General features: G+C 61.8%; 10 protein-coding genes. 6 read left to right on the forward strand and 4 right to left on the reverse strand.

Going from position 1 to position 14,406, the window contains the following annotated elements; translation table 11 throughout:
• Positions 1–2,355: phosphoenolpyruvate synthase (locus EOL86_06980; GenBank protein ID NCD25318.1), on the reverse strand; the 2,355-nt coding region annotated here is incomplete at its 3' end.
• Between the two features lie 316 nt (positions 2,356–2,671).
• Between EOL86_06980 and EOL86_06985 the strand changes: the two genes are divergently transcribed.
• From EOL86_06985 to EOL86_07000, 4 genes are all read left to right on the forward strand, one after another.
• The gene (locus tag EOL86_06985; protein ID NCD25319.1) at positions 2,672–4,345 is read left to right on the forward strand and encodes a Na/Pi cotransporter family protein; all 1,674 of its coding nucleotides are present in this window, start codon (positions 2,672–2,674) and stop codon (positions 4,343–4,345) included.
• 260 nt (positions 4,346–4,605) lie between these two features.
• Positions 4,606–5,745 carry a PAS domain S-box protein gene (locus tag EOL86_06990; protein NCD25320.1) on the forward strand — a complete coding sequence of 380 codons (1,140 nt, stop codon included), beginning with the start codon at positions 4,606–4,608 and terminating at the stop codon, positions 5,743–5,745.
• Positions 5,746–5,898: 153 nt separating this feature from the next.
• The gene (locus EOL86_06995; GenBank protein ID NCD25321.1) at positions 5,899–7,149 is read left to right on the forward strand and encodes a hypothetical protein; all 1,251 of its coding nucleotides are present in this window, start codon (positions 5,899–5,901) and stop codon (positions 7,147–7,149) included.
• Between the two features lie 117 nt (positions 7,150–7,266).
• Positions 7,267–8,076 carry a mechanosensitive ion channel gene (locus tag EOL86_07000; GenBank protein ID NCD25322.1) on the forward strand — a complete coding sequence of 270 codons (810 nt, stop codon included), beginning with the start codon at positions 7,267–7,269 and terminating at the stop codon, positions 8,074–8,076.
• Between the two features lie 70 nt (positions 8,077–8,146).
• Here the strand turns inward: EOL86_07000 and EOL86_07005 are convergent, their stop codons facing one another.
• From EOL86_07005 to EOL86_07015, 3 genes are read right to left on the reverse strand one after another with little or no spacing between them, the layout of a single operon-like run.
• Positions 8,147–9,187 (reverse strand): glycosyltransferase family 9 protein, encoded by a 1,041-nt coding sequence (locus EOL86_07005; GenBank protein NCD25323.1) that lies wholly within the window; start codon positions 9,185–9,187, stop codon positions 8,147–8,149.
• Positions 9,184–10,293 carry a glycosyltransferase family 1 protein gene (locus tag EOL86_07010; protein ID NCD25324.1) on the reverse strand — a complete coding sequence of 370 codons (1,110 nt, stop codon included), beginning with the start codon at positions 10,291–10,293 and terminating at the stop codon, positions 9,184–9,186. The genes EOL86_07005 and EOL86_07010 overlap by 4 nt, the downstream gene beginning before the upstream one ends.
• Positions 10,290–11,393, reverse strand: coding sequence for a glycosyltransferase family 1 protein (locus EOL86_07015; protein NCD25325.1), 1,104 nt, complete (start codon positions 11,391–11,393; stop codon positions 10,290–10,292). Before EOL86_07015 ends, EOL86_07010 begins: the two co-directional genes overlap by 4 nt.
• On the opposite strand from EOL86_07015, the gene EOL86_07020 reads away from it, so the two are divergent.
• Together EOL86_07020 and EOL86_07025 are read left to right on the forward strand one after the other, a co-directional pair.
• Entirely contained in the window at positions 11,383–12,210 is an 828-nt protein-coding gene (locus EOL86_07020; protein ID NCD25326.1) for a glycosyltransferase family 2 protein, read from the forward strand. The genes EOL86_07015 and EOL86_07020 overlap by 11 nt on opposite strands.
• 284 nt (positions 12,211–12,494) lie before the next feature.
• The gene (locus EOL86_07025; protein NCD25327.1) at positions 12,495–14,297 is read left to right on the forward strand and encodes a DUF262 domain-containing protein; all 1,803 of its coding nucleotides are present in this window, start codon (positions 12,495–12,497) and stop codon (positions 14,295–14,297) included.
• Positions 14,298–14,406: the final 109 nt, after the last annotated feature.

Below are 14,406 nucleotides of genomic sequence, written 5' to 3' on the forward strand. Positions count from 1 at the left end.
CGTGTCGGGGTTTAATGACATGGACTGGATGCCGCATTCGACCACGAATTCCGCGAACTCCGGATAGTCGCTCGGGGCCTGGCCGCAGATGCCGATGTACTTGCCCTTTTTGACCGCGACTTCGATGACCTGTTTGACGAACTTCTTCACCGCCGGGTTGCGCTCGTCATAGACGTGGGCGACCAGGGCCGAGTCGCGGTCCACGCCAAGGATGAGCTGGGTCAGGTCGTTGGTGCCGATGGAGAAGCCGTCAAAGACTTCCAGAAATTCCTCGGCCAGGATGACGTTGGACGGAATCTCGCACATGCCGATGATTTTCAGGCCATTCTCGCCCTGTTTGAGACCGAATTCGGCCATGGTTTCGATGACTTTTTTCGCTTCCTCCACGGTGCGCGGGAAGGGGATCATGATCTCGACGTTGGTCAGGCCCATGTCCTCGCGGATTTTCTTCATGGCCCGGCACTCCAGGCCGAAAGCCTCCTTGTAGTCCTTCGAATAGTAGCGCGAGGCCCCGCGCCAGCCGATCATGGGGTTTTCCTCGCTCGGTTCGAAGAGCTTGCCGCCGATCAAGTTGGCGTATTCGTTGGACTTGAAGTCCGACAGGCGCACGATGACCTGCTTGGGGTAAAAGGCGGCGGCCAGCATGCCCACGCCCTCGGCCAGCTTGTCCACGAAGAATTCGGCCTTGTCCGCGTAGCCGGAGGTCATGTCCGCGATGGCGCGCTTTAAAATCTCGTCGGGCAGGGTCTCAAAGTTGAGTAAGGCCAGGGGGTGGATCTTGATGTAGGAGTTGATGATGAACTCCTCGCGGGCCAGGCCCACGCCGTCATTGGGGATGAAGCTCTTCTCAAAGGCCTGCTCCGGGCTGGCCAGGTTCATCATGATCTTGGTCTTGGGCTTGGGCAGGGCACCCAGGTCCGTTTCCTGGATCTCGAACGGCACGAGGCCCTTGTAGACCGTGCCGATGGAGCCCTCGGAGCAGTCCACCGTGACCGCCTCTCCCTGGGCCAGTTTCATGGTCGCGTTGCCCGTTCCGACGATGCACGGAATGCCCAGTTCCCGGCTGACGATGGCTGCGTGGCAGGTCCGCCCGCCCCGGTTGGTGACGATGGCCGAGGCGATTTTCATGATTGGCTCCCAGTCCGGGTCGGTCATGTCCGTGACCAGGACCTCGCCCTTGCGGAAGGCATGAATCATCTGCGCGGATTTGATGACCTGGACCGGCCCCTGGCCGATGAGTTCGCCCACGGATTGCCCTTCGACCAGCACTTCGCCCTTTTCCTTCAAGACATATTTTCTGAGCTTGGCGCGGTCTTTCAGGGAATGCACGGTTTCGGGCCGGGCCTGGACAATGAACAGCTCGCCGCTGTGGCCGTCCTTGGCCCATTCGATGTCCATGGGCGTGAATTGGCCGCGATGGGCGCTGTAATGCTCCTCAATGGTGCAGGCCATGCGGGCCAGGGCCACGACCTCGTCATCACCAAGCACCAAGCGGCGGCGGTCCTCCTCGGGCACGGCCACGTTCTTGGTCGGGGCCTTGGCGTCGGTGGTGTAGATCATCTTGATGGCCTTGCCGCCGGTGCGCTTCATGATGATGGGTTTGAAGCCCAGACGCAGGGTTGGCTTGAAGACGTACCATTCGTCCGGGTTGACCGCGCCCTGGACCACGTTTTCGCCCAGTCCCCAGGCCCCGGTCAGGAACACCGCGTCTTGAAATCCGGTTTCGGTGTCAATGGAGAACATGACTCCGCTGGATGACAGGTCCGAACGGACCATCTTCTGCACGCCGATGGACAGGGCGATGGAGAAATGGTCGAAGCCCTTGTCCTGGCGGTAGGAAATGGCCCGGTTGGTAAAGAGGGAGGCGAAGCAGCGCTGGCAGGAGTCGAGCAATTCCTCCGGGCCGCGAATGTTGAGGTAGGTCTCCTGCTGTCCGGCGAAACTGGCGTCGGGCAGGTCCTCGGCCGTGGCCGAGGAGCGCACGGCCACATCCACGTTCGGGCCGTATTCGGCTTCCAGCTTGCGGTAGGCCGCGACAATGGAGGTTTGCAGGTCGGCCGGGATTTCCAGGTTGCGGATCAGCGACCGGATGCGGCTGCCGCGCTCCATCAGATTGTCCATGTCGTGGGTGTCGAGGCCCGCCAGCATGGCCTTGATCTTGTCCATGGCGCCGGACGCGGCCATCAGATGGCGATAGCTGTGGGCCGTGATGGCGAACCCGTTGGGAATTTTTACGCCCTTGGGCGTCAGGTTGCGGTACATCTCGCCCAGGCTGGCGTTTTTGCCGCCGACCAGGGACACATCGTCGATGCCGAGTTCGTTGAACCAAAGAACAAAGGCGGTCTGTTTTTCCATGACGACCCTCCGGATGAAAAACATCGATTTCTGAATGCCGCCTTTTTGCCAGCGCCGGGGAAATTGTGCAACCGGCAGGCTGAATTAGGGCGGGACCCGGTCTTTGGAGAGCCGGCCCGGTTTTGGGTTCACGGGGAGGGGGAAGAGGTGCGAAGCGCTCGAAATCAGGAAGAAAATCGTCTCGTCACGTAAATGACACGGAACAGTTTTCGATTCGCAAAAAAAACTTTTCCTGATGTCGAACATCCTCTACAGAGGGGCGAATTTTTGGTGCTGTCACCGGACTGTTACCTTCTAACCTCACCGGATACCCGTAATGCTTTCCGTTTTAATCCAGACCCTGGGCGGCCTTGGTATTTTTATCCTGGGCATGAAGTTTATGACCGAAGGCCTGCAAATGGCCGCCGGCAACAGGATTCGCAATGTCCTCAAGGCCGTGTCCGACAACAGGGTGGTCGGGTTTGTCACGGGCGCGGCCGTCACGGCCATTGTCCAATCCTCGTCGGCGACCACGGTCATGCTTATCAGCTTTGTCTCGGCCGGGCTCATGAGTCTGAGCCAGGCCGTCGGGGTCATGCTTGGCTGTAACGTCGGCACGACCATGACCGCCCAGCTCATCGCCTTCAAGCTGTCCAGCCTGGCCCTACCGGCCATCGCCCTGGGGGTGCCGCTCAAGTATTTTTCACCGCGCAAGAAATACCGCTATCTCGGTGAAGTCATTTTGGGATTTGGCCTGCTTTTTTTTGGCATGACGGTCATGGGCGACGGCCTCAAGCCCTTGCGCTCCGATCCCGAGTTCATTGCATTTTTCACCAAGTTTGACGCCTCGTCCACGGGCGGCATGCTTCTGTGCGTGGCCACGGGCTGCATTTTGACCATGATTTTGCAATCGTCCTCGGCCACGGTGGGTCTGACCATGACCCTGGCCACCCAGGGTCTGCTTGATTTTCCTTCGGCCATGGCCCTGGTCCTGGGCGAGAACATCGGCACGACCATCACCGCCGAGTTGGCCACCATCGGGTCGAGCAACATCGATTCCCACCGCGCGGCCCGGTCCAACACCATGTTCAATGTGATCGGGGTGTGCATCATGCTCCTGATTTTTCCCTATTTTTTGCAAGGGGTCGAATGGACGAGCATGCACCTGACAGCCGCCAAGCCCTGGGACATGCAGGTCGGCGGTGAATATCCCCATGTTGGCCGTTTTCTGGCCAACGGACATACCCTGTTCAACCTGACCAATGCCGTCGTCTTTCTTATTTTCCTGCCGGCATTGATTCGGGTCGGCACCTGGCTTTCGCCCAAGGACCAGACCTCTGGCGACGATCTTTTTCACATGCCTGTCTTCGACCAGCATGTGGAGGACAATCCCGTGGCCGCCCTGGCCCAGGTGCGCGGCGAAATCCACCGTTTGTCGATCACGGTCAATGCCGCCTACGCCAACGCCCTGGACGGCCTGGAACGGCGTGACCACCGCACCGTCCGGATGCGGCAACGGTTCGAGGCGCATATCAACGACGTGCATAAGGCCATCTCGATTTTTCTGGCCAAGACCATGCAAAGCGAGATCAACGAGGAAATCTCCACGGACATTGCCGAGCAGATCCGCATCGTCAATAATCTCGAGCGGATTGGTGACGCGGTCGAAGCCCTGGGACTTTTGTGCGAGGATATTGTCGACAAGGAGCTCATGTTCAGCGAAAACGCCATGGGTGATTTGTTCATCATTTCGACCAAGGTCGATGAATTCTTGAAAATGGTCACCGAGGCCTTGATCAATCCGCCCCATGATTTGGCGAAACGGGCCGAGGAGGCGGAATCGACCATCGACGCCATGCGCGAAACCATGCGCGACGCGCACATCGAACGTCTCAAGGTCGGGGCCTGCGGCATCGAGGGCGGCCTGACATTTATCAACCTGCTGGCCCGACTGGAGAAGATCGGCGATTACTGCTATTCCATCGCCAGATCCCTGGCCACGCAACGCTAACCCCGCCGTATTCCTGGGTCGGGACGCATTCGCGCCCTGGCCGTCGGTCCGCTCCGACAAGGGGCGGACCGACGGCCGACAGTTCTTGGCCGCCCCGTTTTTTTGGCGTCGTTCTTTGTCCGTGATCCGGCTTGATCGGGGCGGGCCGCCTGGCTCCCCCTCGCGACGGAGCCGCAATCCGTGCATTGGCCCGGTTGGGCGCTCGTCCCGGTTTTCGTGTCACGGCCTGTCGCGCCTTTCACACGATACAAGGAACTTCCATGCCAACCTCCATTCTGTTTTGCGATGCAGCCGGCACGGTTGTCCGCGTTCACGACGAAAGCCGGCGCTGGTCCCGGACCATGGGCCGGCCCCTGGCCGAGGTTCTTGGTCTGGCCGGATGGACCATGGCCAATCTGGCCAGAAGCCTGGAGACTGAAACCGCGCTCGCGCCACCGGATTCGTCCGGAGACCGCCTGACCGCGCGTCTTGTCCCCCTTCCGGAAGCCCTGGCCCCGGCTGGCGGCTTCGTCGTCCACCTGTCCCTGACTCCCAATCTGGGCATTCTCGAAAAGACCGAGGCCCAGGTCCATCCCGCGCCAACGGCCGCTTCGCTTGATTACGCCGTGTTCAACGCCGTCTTCAACGATGCCCGCGACGCCATCATCCTCACCGACGATGCCTTGCGCATCCTGGCCGCCAACCGCAAGGCCCACCGTCTTTATGCCCTGGACGTCGATCATCCCCTGACCGACAGGGATTTTTTGTCCATCGTGCATCTTCGGGACCGGGACCACGTTCGCGAGGGAACCGGAAGCCTCAAGCGTGGCGCCTCCTGGCGTGTTTTGTTGACCACCCTGGACCGCGAGGGCGACCTGGCCCCGGTCAAGCTCAAGGTGCGTTGCCTGAGCGCCGGCGGAGTGCGCCTGTATCAATTCATGCTGCGCGACCTGCGCGGGCGCATGGCCCTGGAGCGGGATCTGGAAAAGTCGCGTCGGGCCGTGGCCGGCATGAACATCGCCCTGAAGCAGGTCTTGCTCACGGCCGAGGAGGAAAAACAGGAACTCAAGGAGGATCTGGTGCAGCAGGTGCGCGAGGAATTGCTGCCCACCGTGGACCGCATGGCCCGGGAAGAATCTCCGTTGGTCCGGGAGGCGTTCAAGTCCGCGCTGGAGGAGAGGATCGCGGATTTGAGCGACGCCCCTCCCGAGTCCTTGCCCATGGCCGCCTTGCTCACGCCACGGGAAATGGACATTTGCCGCTTGATCCAGCAAGGCTGGCAGGGACGGGCCATGGCCGAGGAATTGGGAATATCTTTCGAGACCTTGCAGACCCACCGCAAAAACATCCGCCGCAAGTTGGGTCTCAAGGGGGCCGCCGTCTCCCTGCCGATGTATCTCCAGCAGCAGCCACCGCTCTGATGCGTCGGGCCAGGGTGTGTTCCCCCCATGGCGGCGGGGGGCGTCGGGACGCCCTGGTAGTTCATGCGGTGGATGCCCCCGGGTCGGACTCCGGCTGCATGGTGCGGTTCGGGGAGGACGCTCAACCAATGGTGGCGCGATGACGGAGGAGTGATGTCGAGCCAGGTATCCGGAACGCCGCATGTCGATCCGTGTTCCGCGCGCGAGGGTGACGAGGACCGCGCCTTGTGGGAATTTGTTCCGTTGTCCGCCTATGCCGTGCCCGTGCTTTCCGTGGGAAGCGCCGTGGCGCGGGGCGTTACGGCCTTCAGAAATTTTTTTCGCCGCCCGGCGGACAGGGACGAGACGCCCGTGAAGGAGGAGGCGGACCTGCACCATCTGTCGCCGCGCCGGATGTCGACCCTGGTGCGCCCCTTGCCCTGGGATGACGCGACCCGGGCATTGTCCGTGGCCCTTGACGATTGGCCCGGAACCACCGAACCCGGCCGCGCCTGCATGGTTGTCGGCCAGCCTTTTGCCGGGCATGCGGAGCTGCTGACGCTCTTTGCCCGCCTGCGCGGGGCGACCCTCGTGCCCGCGCCGTCCATGGATCAGATCTTCGACACTGATTCCGATTGGTTTGCCGCCTGGCCCCGCGCGGGCACCCCTTGGGTGCTGCCATGCCTTGAAGCGTGTTTCCTGCGCCATGTCCGGGGGCTGGGGTTGGTCCGTCAGTTGTTGTCTCTCGTGGCCGAGGGCGGGCTTGGGACGGGAGTGCTGGGTTGTGACAGCTGGTCCTGGGCGTATCTGCGCCGTGTCGCGCCGGTGTCGTGCCGGGAGTTGACCTTGCAGGCTTTTGACGCCCAGCGCCTGCGGTGCCTTTTCGCGGCAATGGTCGCTCCGCGAGCGGCCGGGTCCGTGCATTTTTGCAACGCGGCCAATGGCCGCGATATTTTTTCCGTCCCGTCGGAAGAGAAGGCGCCTCCCGAGGAGTTTTTCCAACTCGCGGCGTATTGCCGGGGCAATGTGGCCCTGGCCGCGCACACGTGGCGCGGGCGTCTGCGTTCGGAGCCCGATTCCGACGGTGCCGCGCGGGACGGAGAGGTTTCTGGCGCTTCCGACGGGCAGACCCCGGAGGATCGGGTCTGGGTGACGGACATGCCCCCGGACCCGGTGCTCCCGACAGGGGATGGCGAGGAAACGCGCCTGGCCCTGCATGCGGCCCTCATCCATGGGGGCATGCGCCAAGATCTTGTGGCGGAGCTTTTGCCCTGGGCGACCTGGAAGAGCGCGGCGCTGTTGCACCGGCTTGAGCGCGCCGGTCTGATGCGCAACGAGGACAACCGCTGGCTGGTTCGGGAATCGGCGTATGCGGCTGTCCGTCGCCTGCTTCGGTCGCACGGCTATCTGGTCGATGATTTTTAGGCGCGTATCCGGCGCGGCCCCGGCGGGCGCCGGCATGTTGGAATATGAACTTGGGAACCATTTCGGGCCACGCCGGTGTCGATGGCCTGGCCCCATTTCCGCACGGAGCACGAAATCATGGCGGACGGCGAACAATTGGGACGGATATTCAAGACCTTGAATTCGGACATGGCCTGGGAACTGGCGGCCATCGTGGTCGGCGCGATAGTGCTGGTGCTCGTCGCGCAGCGGGTCGTGCCGCTGCTCGCCAACCGGCTTCCTGGTCGCCGGCGCCTGTTCGTGCTCGCCCTGGTGCCCTTTATCCGGCTGCTGATCATCGTCATGGCCCTGGGTCTGGCCATGCCCTTGTTGATCGAGCCGTCCATGCGGAACATGGTCGCCGTGCTCGGCACCGTCGGCCTGGCCCTGGGTTTTGCCCTCAAGGACTACGCCAGCAGCCTTATCGCCGGGGTCGTGTCCATCGGGGAACAGAATTACCGCAATGGGGATTGGATTTCGGTGGGCGGCGTGTACGGCGAGGTCCGGCACATCGGACTGCGCACGGTGGAGATCGTGACGCCGGACGACGACCGGGTATTGGTGCCCCATGGCCTGCTGTGGACGCAACCTGTTTCCAATTCGAACAACGGCGACGCGCGGTTGCAGTGCGTCGCGGATTTTTATCTCCATCCCGATCATGACAGCCGGACAGCGAGGCGTCTGTTGGAAGACGTGGCCCTGACCAGTCCGTATATTTTTCACGACGATCCGATCGCCGTCATCGTCCAGGAAAAACCCTGGGGGACCTGGTATCGGCTGAAGGCCTACCCTGTTGATTCCAGCCAGCAATTTCGGTTCATTTCTGATTTGACCGGACGCGGCAAGGACGCCTTGCGGGCGCGGGGAATTCGTTTCGCCACGGCCAGCGTGTCCGCGTCCGGAGAATAAACCGTTCCAGGCCGCGGCGCCGGCGCGAGGCCGGCCACGCGGCCTGGTCTTGAAATCCGTTTTGCGACGATCAGGGCAGGGTGGCCCAGATGTCCAGCACCCGCTGGCCGACAACTTCCGGGGCCAGGCCTTCCAGGCAGGCGAGATCCTTGCGGGAACAGGTGTTCTGGTTGCAGGGACGGCAGGATATATCGGCGTGGATGTCGTGGTGCGCGTTCGAGGGGAATCTCCAGGCGCCGCTGGTGGCGCCCAGGATGGTCAGGGTCGGGCAGCCCACGGCCACGGCGAAATGGCGTGGTCCGGAGCAATTGCCGACATGCAGTTTCGCCAGGGATTGCACGGCCGCCATCTGGCGCAGGCCGATGACATTGTCCGGCAGGACGCAGGCCTCGGGAGCGGGGCAGTGGTTCAGAACTTCGGCGGCCATGTCCCGTTCGCCGGGTCCAAAAAGGATCAGGAAACGCAGGTCCGGCCGGGCCGCGTGGACGTGGCCGATCATGGCGCCATAATGGCGGGCCGGCCAGCGTCGCGTCACGCGGCGGTGGGTCGGGTCCAGGGTGGCGAAGGCGCCGGGCTCCAGCCCCAATCCATCCAGGTAGGCGCGTGCCCAGGCGGTTTCGGCCTCGGTGAGAAATATCTCCGGGGATTCCCCTTGCCAGGCAATGCCCAGGGGAGCCAGCATGCTGGCCCGGTGCTTGGCCGAGTAGCCGCCGCAGAGCGGCGTCCAGTGCGTGTACAGAAGGCGGTTGTACCAGGGCGGCGGGTAGCTCAGGCGGACCCTGGCCCGGCTCATGAGCGTCACGAAACGGCAGCGGGGCAGTTGCTGGAAGTCCACGACAAGATCGTAGTTTTCGCGGGCAATGCGGGCGTAGAAGGCCAGTTCATGAAAAAACGTGGGCAGTGCCTTTTTGTCCACTGTCCAAACCCGGCGCAGACGGGGATTGTGCTCCAGGACCGGCAGGCATTTTTTTTCGGTGAAGACGTCGATGGCGGCGTCCGGGAAACGTTCGTTCAGAAGACGGATGGAAGGCGTGGTCAGAAGCACGTCGCCGATTTGACGCAGCTGGCAAACCAGGATGCGCCTGGGCTGAAAGGTGGCCAGATCGGTCATGCCAGGCTCCGGATCAGATCGGCGTAGGGTTCAAGACCGCGCGGCGGGGAAAAGTCGCTTCGTCCCGTGGCGCCGCCGTGGATCAGAAGCTGGACGCGTCGGGCCAGTTCGGCCGCGTCGGCTGGGTCGGGGAGCACGGCCTCCGGTCGCAGGAACACGGAACTGCCGTTGCTGGTCGTGGACATGGTCGGCAGCCCGCAGGCCAGGGCTTCGAGCACGGCGTTGGAGCAGGCGTCATAAAACGTATTGAGCGCGAAGATATCGGCGGCCTGGTACAGGCTGGGCATGTCGTCCACCCGGCCCAGAAAATGAACCCGTCCGGCCACGTCCAGATTTTTGGCCAGGGCCGTCAAGTCGCGACTGCCGCGACCTCCGGCCACGGCCAGATGAAACGAGGTTGGCAGCAGGGGCAGGGCCTGGATCAGGACGTGCACGCCCTTGAGGCGGAAATTGGTGCCGGCCGTGACGATCAGCTCCGCGTCCACGGGCAGGTCGAAGCGACGGCGCAGGTCCGGCTTGTGGGCGGGGTCGCCCGGTGTGAAGCGACGTAAATCCGGCTGATTGTGGATGACGCGGATGGCGTCCGCGTCAAGAAACGGAAAGGCCCGCGCGGAGAGATCGCGCACGAATTCCGAATTGGCCACCAATACCTGGCTGTGGCGCATGCGCAACCGTTCGATCAGGCATCCCAGCTGTTTGCCCGGCGAGAGCCGGCGGGACATGGTCTTGAGCCGGCGCGGCCAACCCCGGGGCCAGGCCCGGATGGAATAGTCCCAGAACAGCCGCGTCGGTCCGCCGGACAGGCGGGTGATGTCCTGAAAAACGGTGTTGCCCAGACCGATGCTGACATCGAACCGCCCTTGGCGTCGGGCCACTTCGGCGGCCAGGGCGAACCACAGGGTTTTGCCGAGCTTGCCCGGCAGGGGACGGCCGACGCGCACCACGCGCACGCCCTGGGGCGCTGGTCCGTCCTGTTTGGCGCAGATGAAGGTCACGTCGAACTCGGCCGCGCCCGGTCCGGCCAGATATTCGGCCAAACGGTAGCCGAACTGTTCGGCCCCGCCGTAGCGGCCGAGCTTGGGCAGCATCAGGGCGACACGGATCATGATGCGTACACCTCCAAGGTTCGAGCCAGGAACGCCTGCCCGGAAAGACTGGCCATGCGTCTGGCCTGCCCGTGTCGCAACCGATCGGCCATGACGGGGTTTTCGGCCACGGAGCGGATGCGCGCGGCCAGGGCATCGATATCGCCCGCCGGCATCATGGCCTCGGGTTCGAGCAGGTCGGGCATGACCCCGACGTCCGTGCCAACCAGAGGTACTCCCGTGGCCATGATTTCCAGCGCCGCTCGGGCAATGGTTTCGGACCACAACGAGGCGACCACGCCCAGGTCCAGGGCGTTCAGGCAGGCGGCGATATCCGGCCGCCGACCGGTGATGTGGGTGATGTCCTCGATGCCGTGCTCCGCGATCCAGGCGCGGACCGTGGTCTCAAGCGTGGCCGAGTCAAATCCCAGCAGCAGGAGACGCAGATTGGTCATGCCGGCGCGGCGCAGGCGGCTTGCGGCCTGGATCAGCTCCAACTGGCCCTTGACCCGGTCGAACCGGCCCAGCAGGCCGACCACGAAATCCGTGTCCGCGTAGCCCAATTCTGTCCTGATCCGAACGCGGGCGGCCGGGTCCGGAAAAAACAGGGCGGTGTCCACGCCGCCCAGAATCCGATGCAGCTTGGTGGGCGGGGTCTGGAAGGTGTCCTGAAAATGGCGGGCCATGCGGGAATTGGTGGCAATGACCGCGTCGGCCACGGTGTTGTGCAGCCAGCGGTTGACGGGATTCGCCTTGGGCAGGCGCTGATCTCCCCTGGTGCGCACCAGCTTGAAGCCGCCCAGGTCCTTTTTGAGCAGCCCCCAGAGCACGAAGCCTTCGCCCCGGTGGCAATTGACCACATCGGGCCTGAATTCCCGCGTCAGGCGCCTCAGCTCGGCGTACAGTCCGGCCAGCCCCCAGGGCGTGGTGGTGTTCAGGGGCAAAAGACGCAGGGGCAACCCCCAGTCCTCGCCCTTGCGGGCGGACAGGGTGCCCGGTAGACCCAGCACCAGCACTTCGTGCCCGGCTTCCAGCAGAAGCCGGCTCAGGTACATTCCATACCAGGCGGTGGCGTTGAACCACCGCACATTGACAACCTGGATACTCCGCATGCCATTTATTTCCGTGATTATTCCCACCCATAACCGGGCGGATGTGCTTGGCCGGGCCGTGGCGTCCGTTCTGGCCCAGACCTGGACTGATTTCGAGCTGATCGTGATCGACGACGGGTCCACGGACCACACGGCCGCGGTCCTGGCCGAATTCGGCGATCCCCGGCTTACGGGAATGCACCAGGAAAATAAAGGGGTCAGCGCTGCCCGAAACCAGGGCATAGCGGCCAGCTCCGGGCAATGTATCGCGCTTTTGGACTCCGATGATTCTTGGCTGCCGGACAAGCTCGCGCGGCAGGTGGCCTTCATGCGCGAAAGCGGAATGGAGATTTCCCAGACCGATGAAATCTGGATTCGCGACGGCGTGCGGGTCAATCCATGCCGCAAGCACGCCAAACAGGCGGGATGGTTTTTGGGACGCTCCCTGGAATTGTGCCTGATCAGTCCTTCCTGCGTCATGTTTTCCCGCGCCCTGTGGAATGAACTGGGCCCGTTCGACGAACGCCTGCCGGCCTGCGAGGATTACGCCCTGTGGCTGCGGGTCGGCGCGCGGTATCCGGTGGGCCTTGTTCCCGAGGCGTTGACCATCAAGACCGGCGGCCACGCGGATCAGCTTTCGCGCCGAATCATTGGCCTTGATTTGTATCGTGTCTACGCCATCCTCGATCTGCTCGAAACCACGGCCCTGACCAGGGAGCAGCACGCGCTGGTTATCGCGGGGCTACGCGAAAAAGTCCGCCTGTATGCCCAGGGCTGCATCAAGCACGGCAAGGACGAAGAGGCGCTGCGCGTGTTGGAACTGGCCGCGCCATACTTGAAGGCGTGAGGGGCAAGGAGGCGAACCCCATGGGCACGGCCCCCAACTGCCTTCCGCAGGTCCAAGGACGGCCGCGAGGTCTCTCTTGAAGGGCGCGTATCCTACCCGGACGGGTCAGGTGCAAAAGAGTCGAGAAGAGTATGCGGCTGGACAGGTTGTGGAGCATGGGTAAACAAGACCCCGCTGGCCGAGGCGCATCGTGGGTTTACGTCACGGGACGTTTTCCCGTAGCGGAAACGCCGTGTCCACGAGTTTTAAAACAGATCATGCTCCATGCAGTAAAGGTACTCCCCATGGCAACGCAACGCTATTCCGTCACGCCGCATCCCATTGAAACCCTGTTGGCGTATGTCAAGTCTGGCGAAATCGCCATTCCTGAAATCCAACGTCCCTTTGTTTGGGAACCGACCAAGGTCCGTAACCTGCTGGATTCGCTGTATCACGGCTATCCCGTGGGTTATCTGATCGCTTGGCGCAACCCTAATGTGAAGCTCAAGGACGGCTCCCTTTCGACCGGAAAGCGCATCCTCATCGATGGGCAGCAGCGTGTCACGGCTCTGATGGCGGCGCTCCTGGGGCAGGAAATTTTGACGGACGACTACGAAACGCGACACATCCACATTGCGTTCAATCCCAAGGAAGAGCGCTTTGAAGTGGCCAACCCGGCCATTCGCAAGGACGTGGCCTGGATTCCGGATGTGGCCAAGGTCTTTGAGCCCGCTGCCAAGCTTTTTCCTTTGGTGGGAGCCTATTGCCAAGCCAATCCTGATGCATGCCAAGAGCATATTTTCGAAATCATTGAGAAACTGCGCGGCATTATCCACAATCATGTGGGCATCATCGAACTGGCCGAAGATCTGGACATCGAGATTGTCACCGAAATTTTCATCCGCGTGAATTCGGCGGGCACGCCTCTGTCCCAGGCGGACTTCGCCATGTCCAAAATCGCCGTCAACGAGACCTATGGCGGCAACATGCTGCGCAAGGCCATCGACTATTTCTGTCACTTGGCCGTTGCGCCGGAGTTCCTCTCCAAGATCAAGAACGGCGATCTTGAATTCGTCCGCTCCGAATTTTTTGATAAGATGAAATGGATCGCCGATGTGAACGACGACATTTATGATCCAACGTACACGGACATGCTGCGGGTCGCCTTCACATCGGAGTTTGGCCGGGGCAAATTGCAAGATCTGGTGGCGTTGCTTTCCGGACGTAATTTTGAAACCAAGCAATACGAGGAGGGAATTGCCGAGGAATCCTTCCGCAAGCTCAAGACGGGCATCCTCGCGTTTGTCAATAGGACCCACTTTGAACGCCTGACAATGATCCTGCGTTCAGCGGGATTTATCATCAGCAGTCTCATCGGCAGCCAAAACGCCGTCAACTTCGCCTACATTTTGTATTTGCGGGGCCGGGCCGAGAACATGCCGGCCGACGATTTGGAACGCGTGATCCGCCGCTGGTTCGCCATGTCCATTTTGCGCGGCCGGTACAGCAGCGGAGCGCCCGAGACAACCATAGATCTCGATATCCGCCAGATAGAAGCCCGTGGGATATCGTCCTACACGGAAGCGGTCATCACGAACGAATTGCCCGACAGTTTCTGGACAGGCATGCTACCGCAATTCATGGACACGTCGTCGAGCATCAGCCCGTATTTCCGTTGCTATCAGGCGGCCCAGGTCAAGTTCAAGGATTTGGGATTTCTTTCGCGAGACATCACCGTGATCGATCTGTTGCTGAACCGGGCCGACGTGCATCACATCTATCCAAAAAAATTTCTCAAGGATGCGGGTCTGACGCGGGGCGGCTACAACCAGATCGCCAACTTCGTGATCGCTCAAAGCGAAATCAATATTGCCATCGGAGCCAAGGCACCAGCGATCTATTTCGCGGAACTGGTCGAGCAGGTCCAGGACGGAGGCAAAAAGTACGGTGGCATCACGACTCGTCGGGAGTTGCTTGATAACCTGCGCATGAACTGCATTCCGGAACGCATGATCGATGGCAACGTCATGGAGTATCAGGAATTTCTTGCGGAACGACGGCAACTGATGGCGCTGAAGATCAAGAAATGGTTTGGATGTTTGGGGTAGGGGCTGTCTGAAAAAATCCGGGAAATACCGCGCGGGCGGTTCTCGATTTTTGGGCGATGGACACGAAAAAAGGACTTAAGCTTTTCAGCCTAAGTCCTTTATCTTTTTT

This window comes from Deltaproteobacteria bacterium, assembly GCA_009930495.1.
Taxonomy (GTDB): domain Bacteria; phylum Desulfobacterota; class Desulfovibrionia; order Desulfovibrionales; family Desulfomicrobiaceae; genus Desulfomicrobium.

Coding starts and splice junctions, on each gene's coding strand:
- EOL86_06985 (NCD25319.1), top strand. CDS start 2,672: ATGCTTTCCGTTTTAATCCAGACCCTGGGCGGCCTTGGTATTTTTATC.
- EOL86_06990 (NCD25320.1), top strand. CDS start 4,606: ATGCCAACCTCCATTCTGTTTTGCGATGCAGCCGGCACGGTTGTCCGC.
- EOL86_06995 (NCD25321.1), top strand. CDS start 5,899: ATGTCGAGCCAGGTATCCGGAACGCCGCATGTCGATCCGTGTTCCGCG.
- EOL86_07000 (NCD25322.1), top strand. CDS start 7,267: ATGGCGGACGGCGAACAATTGGGACGGATATTCAAGACCTTGAATTCG.
- EOL86_07005 (NCD25323.1), bottom strand. CDS start 9,187: ATGACCGATCTGGCCACCTTTCAGCCCAGGCGCATCCTGGTTTGCCAG.
- EOL86_07010 (NCD25324.1), bottom strand. CDS start 10,293: ATGATCCGTGTCGCCCTGATGCTGCCCAAGCTCGGCCGCTACGGCGGG.
- EOL86_07020 (NCD25326.1), top strand. CDS start 11,383: ATGCCATTTATTTCCGTGATTATTCCCACCCATAACCGGGCGGATGTG.
- EOL86_07025 (NCD25327.1), top strand. CDS start 12,495: ATGGCAACGCAACGCTATTCCGTCACGCCGCATCCCATTGAAACCCTG.